Source organism: Arcicella sp. GW458-12-2-14-TSB2, assembly GCF_059423785.1.
Genome location: NZ_JBWKYN010000160.1, coordinates 1 through 13,947, shown reverse-complemented (window position 1 = coordinate 13,947; position 13,947 = coordinate 1). Strand labels below are relative to the sequence as shown.

Sequence of the window (13,947 nt, the reverse complement as noted above, 5' to 3'; positions counted from 1 at the left end):
TTTAGGAAGCATAGCATCGCTACGTTGAGTAAATTTTGGAACAAGCTATTCTAAAAGACTTAATTTAACCCGAAAAGGAAAGTTTAAACAGCTTCAAAGGCAAAATTACGACAAATTATCTCCAATATTAAATGATAGGTCATTTGAATAGGTAATTGCGTATAGAAATAGTGATTGATAATTAGTAAATAGTAATTGGTAAATAGTGATTGGTAAACAGTCCGCCATCGTGATAGCCTTTCAAATTATAAGCCTTAAATGCTTTAAGCTCATTGCTCAAAGCTCATAGCTTTTAAGATGAATGATCAGCAACAATTACCCATTCTCCTTTTATCTTGCGCCAAAGCAAGGTATAATGTCCGCCAATATCTCCTTTTTCAGGGCGAGTTAAATGCCATTTTCCTACTACAAAACAGGCATCTTTCGCAATAAAATTCACCTTGATAATATCAAATTTCAATTGCCCCATCGTGGCTTTATCGGGGTAGTTTTTACGGTAACTTTCTAAGGTTGCTTTGTAGCCATATTTAACGCCACTTTTGCCGATGTACATTAATGAATCTGAAACCCAGTAGCCATGCATGAAGTTTTCAACATCGCCATTGTTCCATGCTTTTGTCTGAGCATCCAAAATGTTTAAGATTATTTCCTTGTCTTTGCCCGTCTGAGCGAACACATTCAGTGATATGAATGTTAATGAAAGTAAGAGTAATTTTTTCATCCCTTAATTTTTGTGTAAATTTGAATAGATATTAAAATGATATTCAAATATAAGCATATGTTTAAACACTCTTGATGAAGAGTTTGCTTCCTTATGAAATTCAAAGAATTTTACGAAAAATACAAAGATTATTATTTAGTTGACGGAATGATGTATTTATCATTCATCATTATGATAATATTGATGTTTATCTTTTTTAGCTGATATGGTTTGGTTTGTGATGAATCCTAAGTCGGGGACTACTACGCCCGCACAAAAAAATAAGATTACTAGTTTAGTAGGAAAACAGGCAAATACAAAGTTGTTTTTTACTGACTATAGTGGGCATGCTACTGAAATTGCCCAACAAGCAGTTAAAGAAGGAATTGTTAAAGTAATAGCTGTTGGTGGAGATGGCACTGTAAACGAAGTAGCACGTGGCTTGGTAGGCTCGCATACGGCTTTAGGTATTGTACCGATTGGTTCAGGTAATGGTTTGGCTAGGCATTTAAAAATTCCATTAAAGATAGAAAAGGCTATTAATTTTGCTCTTTCAGCCCATTTGTCTGCCATAGATGTATGCTTTTTGAATGAGATTCCTTTTTTTTGTACGGCAGGAGTAGGCTTTGATGCGTATGTAGCCAATGAATTTGCGCAGCAAGATTCGCGTGGGCTAAAGACCTATGCAAAGATGTCTTTGAAATCCTTTAGAACATACAAAGCTGAATCGTATCATTTAGAATCGAAAGAAAGTACAGCCATTAAAAATGCTTTTTCGGTTACTTTTGCCAATGCAACTCAATATGGTAATAATGCTTTGATTTCGCCAAAATCTAAAATTGATGATGGTTTAATTGAAATGGTTGTTTTAAAACCCTTTCCTTTTGGTGCTGCGCCAATCATTGGTGTACGTTTATTCAGAGGAACGCTACCGAACTCAAGGTATATTGAAACGGCATCTGACACAGAATTTATCTTGAAGGCAGATGAAAATTTATTGATTCATTATGACGGAGAACCCTTGCAGTTATCTACTAATGTGTTGAAAATTACGTTGAAACCCAAAGCTTTAAAAGTAATTGGTTATGTCTAAAAATAAAAAAATACCAGTTGGAGTAGTATTTTCTACCAATCCAGATTTTGATTTTGCCTTTGAAAATGATGCAGAAGTTGAAACTTTAGCACCCAATCAGCAAAATCTAAAAGTCCAGTTAGACAAAAAAGCACGTGCTGGAAAACAAGTAACGCTAATTTCGGGCTTTGTTGGCAAAGATGATGACCTAGAAGTATTATCTAAAAAACTCAAGAACCTTTGTGGCTGTGGAGGTTCTGCCAAAGACGGCGAGATTTTGATACAGGGAGATTTTAGAGACAAGATATTAACATTCTTGACTACGTCAGGATATAAAGCTAAAAAAGTAGGAGGGTGATTAGCCCTCCATTAAATCTTTCAAGATTTTCTGAGCAGCAATAGAGATAACCGTACCAGGGCCAAAAACGCCAGATACGCCAGCATCATACAAGAATTGATAATCCTGAGCAGGAATTACGCCACCCGCAATCACCATTATATCTTCACGGCCATATTTTTTCAATGCTTCAATCAAGGCAGGAATCAGCGTTTTATGGCCTGCTGCTAAGCTAGAAGCGCCTACAATATGCACATCGTTCTCGATGGCTTGTTTGGCTACTTCCTCAGGCGTTTGAAAAAGTGGCGTAATATCTACATCAAAACCAAGGTCGGCAAAACTAGTTGCTATTACTTTTGCCCCACGGTCATGCCCATCCTGTCCCATTTTAGCCACCATTATTCTTGGTCGCCTGCCATCCATCTTGGCAAATTCGTTGGCCATTTCTCTGGCTATTCTAAAGTTTTCGTCGTCTGTCACTTCTGCTGAATATACTCCTGAAATAGAGCGAATAATGGCTTTATGTCTGCTAAATACTACTTCTAACGCATCTGAAATTTCCCCTAATGTCGCCCTTAAACGAGCCGCTTCGATAGCTAATTGTAATAAATTTCCCTCTCCAGTTTTAGCCGAATCAGTTAATTTTTCTAAGGCATCCTTAACAGCTAAGGTATTTCTGGTGGCTTTAATCTGGTTTAACCTTTCAATTTGTGAAAGCCTCACCGCCTGATTATCTACATCTCTTACTTCCAGTTTGGTTTCTGTTTCAATTTTAAAACGATTCACACCCACAATAACATCCTTTCCTGCGTCAATCCTTGCTTGCTTTCTAGCGGCGGCTTCTTCAATCCTCATTTTGGGTAAGCCCGTTTCAATGGCTTTGGCCATCCCGCCCAATTCCTCTACCTCTTCAATAAGTTTCCAAGCTTTTTGAGCCAACTCTTGCGTGAGGTATTCAACATAATAAGAACCTCCCCAAGGGTCTATTACTTTCGTAATATTGGTTTCTTGTTGAATGTATAACTGCGTATTACGGGCTATTCTTGCTGAGAAATCAGTCGGCAATGCGATGGCTTCGTCTAGTGAATTAGTATGCAAACTTTGTGTATGCCCCAACGTGGCTGCCATGGCTTCAATACAAGTACGTGCTACATTATTGAAAGGGTCTTGCTCAGTAAGCGACCAACCAGAGGTTTGGCAGTGTGTTCTGAGCATCAAAGATTTATCATTCTTAGGATTAAATTTCTTGACTATTTTTGCCCACAGCAGTCTGCCAGCACGCATTTTAGCGATTTCCATAAAATGATTCATGCCTATCGCCCAAAAGAACGATAATCTTGGGGCAAAATTGTCAATGTCTAAGCCCGCTTGGATGCCAGTTTTTAAATATTCTAGTCCATCTGCTAAGGTATAAGCCAATTCTAAATCTGCCGTAGCACCAGCCTCTTGCATATGATAGCCGGATATAGAGATAGAGTTGAATTTAGGCATATTTTTAGCGGTATAAGCAAAAATATCGGCAATGATACGCATAGAAGGAATAGGCGGATAAATGTAGGTATTCCGCACCATAAATTCCTTTAAAATGTCATTCTGAATAGTGCCAGACAGTTTTTCTGGCGATACGCCTTGTTCTTCGGCCGCTACGATATAAAATGCCATAATCGGTAAAACAGCCCCGTTCATGGTCATCGAAACAGACATTTCGTCTAAGGGAATCTGATTGAAGAGTATTTTCATATCTTCCACAGAATCGATGGCTACACCAGCTTTGCCGACATCCCCCGTCACTCTTGGATGGTCTGAATCATAGCCACGGTGAGTAGCTAAATCAAAAGCTACAGATAGCCCTTTTTGTCCTGCTGCTAAATTCTTGCGATAGAAAGCATTTGATTCCTCAGCCGTAGAAAAACCAGCATATTGGCGGATTGTCCAAGGTTGTTGAGTGTACATCGTAGCATACGGCCCTCTCAAAAAAGGAGATAAGCCTGCGCCAAAACCAAGGTGTTCGGCCTCTTTCACATCTTCAGCATCAAAGTAAGGTTTGATAAAAATACCTTCTGACGACCGCCACTTCTGCGTAGAAATAGTACTCGTCTTTTCTTCATCCTGACTTTGATTCTCCAACGATATTTTTGATAGATTTGGTCTCATGGCTTTGCTTCGTTACTATACTTCAAAAATGGCTGATAGATGTAAATTCGGGAGTAAGACTAAATCACTATCATAATTAGGCGAACTCGTTGCCTTTTTTTGAAAGGGCTTTTCATCAAACCTAAATTTATTTACACCCACCATTATGTACTTATGCTGTGCTAAATCCTCTTGTTTTTTCAGGTGTTCAAGGCTGATTTGCTCTTGAATAAATCCTTTTTTGAAAGCTTCCATAATGCCACCCATTTCTTCTACCTCTTTTAGGAGCTTAAATGCTTCATCGGCTATTTCTTTGGTAAGTACCTCAATGAAATAACTACCTGCCGAAGGGTCAATTACCTTATCAAAATAACTTTCTTCTTTCAATATAATAGAAATGTTGCGTGCTATTCTATCGCCAAAATCGTCAGCGTCTTCTTCTTCGCTATCAAAAGGCAATATGCTGATGGCATCGCACCCACCGATAATGGCAGACATGGCTTCGGTAGTAGTTCTTAACAAATTGGTTTGTGGGGTGATTGACGCATGATAATAGGAAGATGTTTGACAATGAAACGAAGTCGAGTTAGTCAAAGACGCATCAATGTCATAACCTTCTATTACTATTTTTTTCCATAAGAATTTTAATGCCCTGAGCTTGGCAATTTCAACAAAATAATTGGTGCCTACAGATACGGAAAATTCAATATTTTTAAGAATATCTTGTATCGCTACCCCTTCTTGACTAAGCTTATCAAGCACTTCAATAGCTTGAGCTAACGAGAAAGCCAGCTCCTGAACAGCATTTGCACCAGCATTATGGTAATGATGACTAGATATATTAAGGGCTTTAAATTGAGGAGAATCTTGTACTTTTCTAAGAAGTTCTGCGGTGTTTTTCCAGTGATTTTCCTCCCAATTGCCCGTATACATCCATCTTTCAAAAGGATTATTGACGATGCCCCCTTTTAATTGATAGGGTGCAACCTTTTGTAACTCATTTACTAAATTTAATGCTTGATTTTCTACTTTAAAAAAAAAGGGTGTGTCAGATAGTTTGAAATTGTGTAACAATTTCTTAATTTCAACATCAGAAAGTAACACGTCGCTTAAGTCAATCAGAAAAGAATCAACACCCGATTTTAATAGTTTGAGTATCAATGAATTAGTCTCTTTTTCTGATGTATATCTAACCATTTCCCGATACTGCCAATTGAAGTTAACTCTTTGATTTTGAGCTTGTTGTATGTGTTTTGTGGATTGAAAGTCAATATCTTCAGAAGCATAGTAAGGTTCTATGTGAATATTTTTGTCGATATCCCAAATCATTGTTTCGTCGAAGTTTTTACCTTTTAATTCTTTGACGGCCTGTTGTTTCCATTGCTGTTTTGTATGAGCATGAAATTCATTAAAAAGTTTATTCGCCATATAATTATTTTCTGAAATATTTGACTTTTCAAAGTTAACGAAATTTATGAATTTTGACTTTTCAAAACAAAAAAACAAGGAAAGTTACCAAATATGCTGGTGTTATTGTACTTTACCATGATGTAAGGCTTCCATATTAAATTAATATTTATTTTAAGTGAGAATGAAACGAAATTGATTTTTCTCTCCAAGAAAATTCACTAATTTTGCCATCCTTTTGAGGGAATCAAATATAGATTTTCAGTTAGATAGCTAATCGTTTGAAAATCAAATATTTAATAAAGTGCTTTTTCTAAGAGCCGCCAATATAGCTTACTATGCATTCAACATCTCAACTTCAAGCAAGGCAAGTTTGGTCAAAGTGCCTTGAGATTATACATAATGATATCAACGAACAAAGTTTTAAAACTTGGTTTGAACCTATTATACCCCTGAATGTAAGTAATCAAACTCTTTCTATACAGGTACCAAGCCAATTTTTCTATGAATGGCTTGAGGAAAACTATATCCATGTACTTCGTAAGGCGATAGATTATACCTTAGGGAAAAACGGAATGCTTGAATACTCGATTATCGTTGATAAAGGAGACAAGAAAAACCCACCCATCGCTTATAATATTCCGAATCAAAAACCAACAGTTCCAGTTCCTGCTCAGCGTAAACCAGAACCTACTTTGTATGAAAGTCCATTTCAATTAAAAGATTTGGATTCGTTAGAATTAGATTCTTATTTAAATGAACATTATACCTTCGATAATTTCGTAGAAGGAGACTGTAATCGTTTGGGGCGTTCGGCGGGCTTAGCCGTAGCACAGAGACCCGGTGTTACGTCTTTCAATCCATTAATGATATATGGAAGTGTAGGGCTTGGTAAAACACACTTGATTCAAGCGATTGGTAATTATATCAAAAATACACAGACCAATAAGTTTGTGCTATACGTTACTTCTGAAAAATTCTGTAATCAGTTTATCAATGCCATTAAAAATAATACGCTACAAGCATTTACAAATTTTTATATGCAGGTAGATTGTTTGATTATTGATGATGTGCAGTTTTTGGCAGGGAAAGAAAAAACACAAGAATCGTTCTTTCATATTTTCAACCATTTACATCAGTCGGGTAAACAAATCATCATGTCGTCTGATAGGGCTCCTAGAGAATTAGCTGGTATGCAAGATCGTTTGTTATCACGTTTTAAATGGGGATTGACGGCCGATGTGCAACAGCCTGATTTTGAAACAAGGATTGCTATTTTACAGAAGAAGTTACAAGCTGACGGCATTTATATTGAAGATAAGGTAATAGAATACTTGGCTCATAGTATCGATACCAACGTCCGTGAAATGGAAGGCGTTATCGTTTCATTAATGGCACATGCTTCGCTGAACCGTAAGGAAATAGACATGGATTTGGCTAGGACTACGCTCAAGAATATTGTAGTAGATAATGAAAAAGAAGTGACAGTAGATTCTATTTTGGATGCTGTAACAAGCCATTTTGATGTAAATATGTCGGATTTGAAAAGTAAAAGCCGCAAGAAAGAAACGGTTTTCCCTCGACAAATTGCCATGTATTTGATGAAGGAATTTACCAATTTACCTTTAAAGTCAATCGGTTATCATTTTGGAGGTAGAGACCACAGTACGGTAATCCATGCCGTTCAAACCATTAGCATTATGCTAGAGACGGATAAGGAGGTAGAGAAGACCATGCAGAAATTATATAAATATTTCAACCGAGTAAGAGTTAAAAACTAGGTATAAAACCAAGAAAAGCCCGAAGATAAAAGTAATTTTTCTTCGGGCTTTTTTGCGTAGTGTCTTGTAAAATTGTTTTCAACTCGTATTTTTGTTTTACTATTCAGCTCTTCAAATATAATCTTATGAAAAAAAAGATACTCTTTACCCTCTTATTAATAAGTACATTTTGTGTGAAATCTTTTGCCGAAGATATTGACCCAATTGAACTTATGCCATTGAAACATACAAACGTGGTGATAGATAACCCGAAAGGGAAACTGAAAATCAAGTTTGTCTTAAATGATTATAGAGATACTGGTGATACAACCAAACCCAAAAGTTTGTTTGCGAAGCTTAAAAATATTGTAAACGGACTATTAGATGCCTCTGACAACCCACCTTTTAAAGTACGGGTAGTAAGAGAAAAGAAAAATTAAAAGGGTTGAGTTTTTGATACTCAACCCTTTTAATTTTTTATGATAATGCAAATTTGATAGCGCCAGTAATACTCAGAATAGTGAAGAATGAAATAATGTATAAGAAAAATAAGATAAACGATTTGAAAATAGTTTTCACTACTCTTTGCCGGTAAACTACTTTCAAGGCTACTATAAAATAGAGAGCAAAGCCAAACATCGTAGCTGTAAGGGCCTGTCGCCAATAACCTAAAAATATACCACCTCCTACAAAAATAACAATCATCAGAAACATCACACTATGAATGTGTATCGAAAAGATAAGGTGTTCATAATAATAGCGTGTATGCCCTTCATTTATGCGTGGTATTCCTTGATATTTTCTTGTTTTTCTGAATCGAATCAGATACAAAATCCAATCCCATAAGTAACGTAAAATCCTGAAAGGATAAGTAAAAAAGCTATGGGTGCGGGTACTATAAATGACTTTTAATAAATAAGCTACAATAGGCATTAGGATAAACATCATTACCGAAAATACCCCTATACCAAAATGAGTAATTTCTCGGATAGCCTCTTCAGCATCGTTTTCAAAGGCTAATTCATAATGGGTAACATTTCTTAAAAAGCCTCTTTCAAGTGGTTTTAGCCCCATGATGTTCATCTCATGTCCTTTTTTCTCTCTGATGACAAGTAAACTATCCAATTCTCTATCAGACATCTTGAGAAGCCTTTCTTTATAAGCTTTGTTTTCAAGGTTTCCATCACTTCCTTTAATCGTGATAATAGTATCTTGAAAATAATGGATGGGTATTTCAGCATTATTCTTCAAGGAATGTAGCCTCAAGGTATATTTTAGCTGATTTTTTGTACCGATAGTTTCAGTAAAATATTCACTCATTTCATTACTTACATCGGTTAGTTCTTCGGTATTAATACTATCTAAAACGATTTGTTTCTGAATCGCAATCAGCCTTTGGCGTTGTTTTGTTTCAGGCAGGTTCTTGATTAATTTTCTTAATGTATCATCTTCCTGAATGTTCATTTCATCTAAAATTTCACCAGCATCAAGATCCACAAAATCTATCCAACCATTCGTTTGTTTTTTTATTTCGTTCGTTTGTTCTTTTAAATCCTCAATATCACTTTTTATTTCTTCATAATCTTGTTGTGCTTCATACAATCCATTTGTATCGTTTGATGATTTAATGGCTTTTAGCTTTTGAGAAGCCTCTTTTAGTTTTTTCTTATTTTCTTTTTCTTCTTTACTTTTAGTAGTAGATACTTTATCCACAAAGCCATTCAAAGAACCATTTTGTCCTTGTTCAATAGCTTCGTCAGCCATAATGCCTAAGAACAAAAAGAACACAGCAGAAGCTAGAAAATACAGACGGATAGGAGGAATGTAGCGTCCTCTGCGTCCTTCAAGAAAATCTTTCGTGATTTTACCCGGATAAAGAAAAATAGACCGTAGTGTATTGAATAATTTAGTGTCGAGATGAGTAAACCCTTCGATTACTTCAAATAATAAGTGACCGATAGGCACTTTTAAATCATGGTTTTCTTGACCACAATTTGGACAAAAATTATCTTCAGGTCTTAATAATGTATGACAATTATGACAAATTTCTACTTTCCTACGTTTTTTGTGTTCAGACATTCTTATGGGTATTACAAAGCCAGATTTAGATTTTCTTTTGAAAGTAATAAAAAAAAGGTGAAAATCATTTGATTTTCACCTTTTTAATGCAAAAAACTATCTAGTTTTTGCTAAAAGCCTAAATTATTCTAATTCGCCGTCATCAGCAATGTTGGGTTCTAGCGTATCAAGCAAGGCTTTCTCGTCACCTTTGATTTTTTCCTTGATTTTGTTTTCAAGTTCTTCTAACAAATCTGGATTGTCTTTCAACATATCTTTCACGCCGTCACGTCCTTGACCTAAGCGGTTAGTACCATAACTGAACCATGAACCTGATTTTTTTACCACTTCCATGTCAACGGCTAAATCTAATACTTCACCAGCCTTAGAAATACCTTCGCCATACATGATATCGAACTCAACTACCTTGAACGGAGGAGCTACTTTGTTTTTAACAACCTTCACACGAGTACGGTTACCGATTACATTGTCGCCATCTTTGATTTGACCAATTCTACGAATATCCAAACGTACAGATGCATAGAATTTCAAGGCATTACCCCCCGTAGTTGTTTCAGGGCTACCAAACATTACGCCGATTTTATCACGCAATTGGTTGATAAAAATACAGCAACAGCCAGTTCTATTGATAACACCCGTTAATTTACGCAAAGCCTGAGACATCAAACGAGCTTGAAGACCCATCTTAGAATCACCCATATCGCCTTCAAGTTCAGCCTTAGGAACAAGGGCTGCCACAGAGTCAATCACACAAATATCAATCGCACCTGATGAAATCAATTGTTCAGCAATTTCTAAAGCTTGTTCACCGCTATCTGGCTGTGAAATCAATAAATTAGCCGTATCAATTCCTAATTTTTCAGCATATCCTTTGTCAAAAGCATGTTCAGCATCAATAAAAGCTGCCAAACCACCTGCTTTTTGTGCTTCTGCAATACAGTGCATTGTTAGGGTAGTTTTACCTGAAGATTCTGGACCGTAGATTTCGATTACTCTTCCACGTGGTACGCCCCCTACACCAAGGGCTAAATCTAGACCTAATGAACCTGTTGAAATGACAGGAACATCAAGTACTTTACTATCTGACAAACGCATTACTGTACCTTTGCCGTAAGCTTTGTCTAATTTTTCAAGCGTTGTTTGTAATGCTTTTAATTTTTCGTTGGCAGGATTTGTTGCCTCCGCTTGTTGTTTTGCCATGATGGATTTTAGGTTAAATTTTGGTTTTAATTCGGGAAATCAAGCTGCTCATTGAAATTTTATTAAAAACAACGTGCCATAGGGAATCAATGAAAAGATTTTAGTGTCATTGATAAGTAGAACTCAATACCCGAATTCAAAATTTTTATTGGTGAAATTACCAATTTTTCAGCAATTTAAAGTACTTTGCTAGCAAATGTTCAGACGATTTTTTCAAATAACTTTAGCCCTCTTTTTGTTTACAGCTCAGTATACCTTTGCTCAGTTAAACAATACTCGCTTGGAGACTTTCCAGCACATTGATTCCACCAAAAATCAACAGCTTTATTTTCAATTCAATAGCTTCAGTTTTCTAAAGAATAATGAATACTTTGGAAAAATTGCAGATGGTTATACGCTTTTTGGGAATCAATTTTCGCCCAAACTTATTTACCAACCAGCACCCAATGTCAGCATAGAAGCTGGGGTGTATGCTTGGAAAGATTTTGGCAATGATAAATTCACGGCAGTTCAGCCAATTTTTACTATCAGGGTTCAAAAAGATTCTTCACAGTTTTTATTTGGCAATTTGGATGGACAACTAAATCATCATTTGGTTGAACCGATGATGAATTTTGAACGGGTGATTCTGAACCGACAAGAATTAGGTATCCAATACACCAAACGCACTTCAAAGACTTTTTTTGATAGCTGGATTGATTGGCAACAAATGATTTATAAAGGCTCTGATTTTCAAGAGAAAATCTTTGCAGGATTTTCTTGGAACAAGCGCTTAATTCAACGAAAAAACTTTAGCCTATCTCTTCCTGTTCAATTGACTTTATTACATCATGGTGGGCAAATAACGAGCGATAAAGATACCAATCAAGTAGTAACCTATACGAATGTTGCTCTTGGCGTAGAAGCTGAATTGAAAACCAACGGTTTTATTCAAAGTATAAAAACACAGAACTACTGGTTAGGTTATCGTCAAAATTCGGGTTACAGTCCGTACTTCTCAGACGGCTCTGGTATTTATTTGAATATATTAGCAGAAACAAAGGTGATGAATTTGATGTTGAGCTATTGGCAGTCAAATGGTTATAGTTCAGAAATGGGCGGAGATTTGTACCAGTCTGTTGGAAGAATTTACAGAAACCCCAATCAATTAGAAAAAGAACGTAAGCTATTATTCTTTAGGTTTATGAAAGATTGGAAGCTGATTGATAACCTATGGCTAACATTCAGGTTTGAGCCTTATCTGGATTTAAACAATCATTCTTTTGAACATTCCGAAGGTTTATTTTTAACCTATCGCCAAGGTTTTAAACTTAAATAGTAAAAGTAAAATAAACTTTATTCTTTAATTTTGTGCTATTCATTAAACACATATAAAAACTAAGAAAATGAAAAAGTTAATACTTGTATTATCATTAATGGCAGGAGCATTTACCATTAATGCACAAAGTAAATTTGGAGAAGAAATTACGGAAGAAGGTGCTATATCAACAGCTGAATTATTAAAGAAAGCGAATGATAATGAACAGATTACAGTCAAAGTGTCGGGTGTTGTAGAGTCTGTTTGTCAAGCAAAAGGATGTTGGATGAAAGTAAAGTTAGACGACGGACAAACAATGCGTGTGACTTTTAAAGATTACGGCTTTTTTGTACCCAAAGATATTGCTGGCAAAACAGTGGTGATAGATGGAACAGCTAAAGTAAAAACTACTTCGGTCATTGATTTGAAACACTATGCCGAAGATGCTGGAAAAAGTAAAGACGAAATTGCTAAAATCAAGAAACCAGAAAAAGCTTTAGGCTTTGTAGCTACTGGGGTAATTGTAAAATAAGAGTTTTGAGTGGTGAGTGATGAGTTGCGAATTGTGAGTTTTGAATTTAAAGTATTGATATGCAAAGCTTTTAAAAATAAACACTAAATCGCTCATTCACTAAATCACTCAATAACAAAAAAAGTCTCTGAGAAAATTTTCTCAGAGACTTTTTTTGTTAGAACCTTAATATAAAATCTTGTTTAGGCTGGTTTTTTCTGAAAAAGACTAAACCAATAAAAAACAAGTCAATTGTAATCATCACACTCGGATGTGCCTTGATATATTGCCAAGCTTCCTGCATTTCTTCTGACCAATGGATGTCATCAAATATAAAAAGCGAAGATTCGTGGGCTTTTTCTAAACATATTTCAAAATACTTCACAGTGGGTTCATAGCGATGATTGGCATCAAAGAAAGCAAAATCAAGTCTCTCAATTTTTGCGATTTGTTTCGTTAGCGTTTCATCCAAATTCCCCACGACAATTTCTATATTATTGGCTTCTAATGCATCGAAATTCTCTTGGGCAATTTTTGCGGTAGTTGGGCATCCCTCAAACGTAACTATTTTAGCATCTTGTTTCGCTTTAGACTCATACACAGTAGTGACACCTAATGAAGTTCCTAAATCGAAAATTACCTTTGGCTCAAAATGTTGAATAAGCCTGAAAATTAATTTGCCAAATTTTGAGGGCTTTTCAGCACTTTTGGCAATTTGCTTGATTTGCCTAGAAGTTGATTTGTGTATTTTAGACCCTGCCCCAAAATCTGTAATTTCAATAACCCTTTCATTTTTCAACAAACGTTTTCGCAAATCCTCAATAGCTGTGAAATATGGTGACTTAAACTTTTTTGCGAGAATAATTTGTGTGTAAAGTTGAAAAACAAAGGGCGAATGAATAGCGTGCTCGTTTTTTGAAGCAAGTAAATATTGAAAATATCTTTTAAACAAAATTAACAGGGTTGATGAGTTATAAATTGTGAATTATGAGTTTTGATTACTGATATACAGTATTTTAATTCATTCTAAAAGGAGCAACCATCGTAAAGTCAGGAATGACAACATTGAAAAATTTGCCATCAAAAATACGCTCCATTTGATAAGTACCTGCCATTTTGCCAAGCGAAGTGTTTAAATTACATCCACTTGTATATTCATAAGATTGACCCGGTTCTAAGGTAGGTTGTTGCCCTACTACACCTTCGCCCTCTACCTCACGCACAAGTCCGTTAGCATCATGAATATACCAATGACGACGCAAAAGTTTTACAGTATAATCGCTTCCATTATGAATTTTGATATGATATGAAAAAACAAAATTTCCTTGAAATGGATTAGAATATTCAGGTTGAAAGTGGGTCAAAACGCTTACCTTTACACCATTTGTGATAGCTGAGACCATTTTTTTAATTAGTTTTTTTACAATATATTTTACCGAAAATTACATTAC

General features: G+C 35.7%; 13 protein-coding genes. 6 read left to right on the top strand and 7 right to left on the bottom strand.

Annotated elements, in window-relative coordinates; genetic code table 11:
* Positions 1 to 292: 292 nt before the first annotated feature.
* Positions 293 to 721, bottom strand: coding sequence for a YybH family protein (locus AC07XN_RS19020; RefSeq protein ID WP_323249867.1), 429 nt, complete (start codon positions 719 to 721; stop codon positions 293 to 295).
* Between the two features lie 205 nt (positions 722 to 926).
* On the opposite strand from AC07XN_RS19020, the gene AC07XN_RS19015 reads away from it, so the two are divergent.
* Both AC07XN_RS19015 and AC07XN_RS19010 read left to right on the top strand, forming a co-directional pair.
* On the top strand, positions 927 to 1,793 hold the full coding sequence (locus AC07XN_RS19015) for a diacylglycerol/lipid kinase family protein (RefSeq protein ID WP_494744186.1): 867 nt from the start codon (positions 927 to 929) through the stop codon (positions 1,791 to 1,793).
* Complete coding sequence (locus AC07XN_RS19010) at positions 1,786 to 2,130, top strand: translation initiation factor (RefSeq protein WP_309920165.1); 345 nt, start codon at positions 1,786 to 1,788, stop codon at positions 2,128 to 2,130. The genes AC07XN_RS19015 and AC07XN_RS19010 overlap by 8 nt, the downstream gene beginning before the upstream one ends.
* Here AC07XN_RS19010 and scpA read toward each other — a convergent pair whose 3' ends face one another.
* Both scpA and AC07XN_RS19000 read right to left on the bottom strand, forming a co-directional pair.
* Positions 2,131 to 4,263 carry a methylmalonyl-CoA mutase gene (gene scpA / locus AC07XN_RS19005; RefSeq protein WP_494744185.1) on the bottom strand — a complete coding sequence of 711 codons (2,133 nt, stop codon included), beginning with the start codon at positions 4,261 to 4,263 and terminating at the stop codon, positions 2,131 to 2,133.
* Between the two features lie 15 nt (positions 4,264 to 4,278).
* A complete protein-coding gene (locus tag AC07XN_RS19000; protein WP_494744184.1) occupies positions 4,279 to 5,670 on the bottom strand; it encodes a methylmalonyl-CoA mutase family protein in 1,392 nt (463 codons plus the stop codon).
* Between the two features lie 317 nt (positions 5,671 to 5,987).
* On the opposite strand from AC07XN_RS19000, the gene dnaA reads away from it, so the two are divergent.
* Positions 5,988 to 7,430 (top strand): chromosomal replication initiator protein DnaA, encoded by a 1,443-nt coding sequence (gene dnaA / locus AC07XN_RS18995; protein WP_309920157.1) that lies wholly within the window; start codon positions 5,988 to 5,990, stop codon positions 7,428 to 7,430.
* 125 nt (positions 7,431 to 7,555) lie between these two features.
* The gene (locus AC07XN_RS18990; protein WP_309920154.1) at positions 7,556 to 7,849 is read left to right on the top strand and encodes a hypothetical protein; all 294 of its coding nucleotides are present in this window, start codon (positions 7,556 to 7,558) and stop codon (positions 7,847 to 7,849) included.
* Between the two features lie 37 nt (positions 7,850 to 7,886).
* Here the strand turns inward: AC07XN_RS18990 and AC07XN_RS18985 are convergent, their stop codons facing one another.
* Together AC07XN_RS18985 and recA are read right to left on the bottom strand one after the other, a co-directional pair.
* A complete protein-coding gene (locus AC07XN_RS18985) occupies positions 7,887 to 9,488 on the bottom strand; it encodes a DUF3667 domain-containing protein (protein ID WP_309920151.1) in 1,602 nt (533 codons plus the stop codon).
* A 123-nt stretch (positions 9,489 to 9,611) separates the two neighbouring features.
* Positions 9,612 to 10,688, bottom strand: a complete 1,077-nt coding sequence (gene recA, locus AC07XN_RS18980) for a recombinase RecA (protein ID WP_309920149.1) — start codon at positions 10,686 to 10,688, stop codon at positions 9,612 to 9,614.
* Between the two features lie 196 nt (positions 10,689 to 10,884).
* Between recA and AC07XN_RS18975 the strand changes: the two genes are divergently transcribed.
* Both AC07XN_RS18975 and AC07XN_RS18970 read left to right on the top strand, forming a co-directional pair.
* Positions 10,885 to 12,006, top strand: coding sequence for a lipid A deacylase (locus AC07XN_RS18975; RefSeq protein WP_494744183.1), 1,122 nt, complete (start codon positions 10,885 to 10,887; stop codon positions 12,004 to 12,006).
* 67 nt (positions 12,007 to 12,073) lie between these two features.
* On the top strand, positions 12,074 to 12,517 hold the full coding sequence (locus tag AC07XN_RS18970; protein ID WP_494744182.1) for a DUF4920 domain-containing protein: 444 nt from the start codon (positions 12,074 to 12,076) through the stop codon (positions 12,515 to 12,517).
* Between the two features lie 157 nt (positions 12,518 to 12,674).
* Here the strand turns inward: AC07XN_RS18970 and AC07XN_RS18965 are convergent, their stop codons facing one another.
* Entirely contained in the window at positions 12,675 to 13,448 is a 774-nt protein-coding gene (locus AC07XN_RS18965) for an O-methyltransferase (protein WP_309920142.1), read from the bottom strand.
* A 64-nt stretch (positions 13,449 to 13,512) separates the two neighbouring features.
* On the bottom strand, positions 13,513 to 13,899 hold the full coding sequence (apaG, locus tag AC07XN_RS18960) for a Co2+/Mg2+ efflux facilitator ApaG/CorD (RefSeq protein ID WP_309920139.1): 387 nt from the start codon (positions 13,897 to 13,899) through the stop codon (positions 13,513 to 13,515).
* Between the last annotated feature and the right edge of the window lie 48 nt (positions 13,900 to 13,947).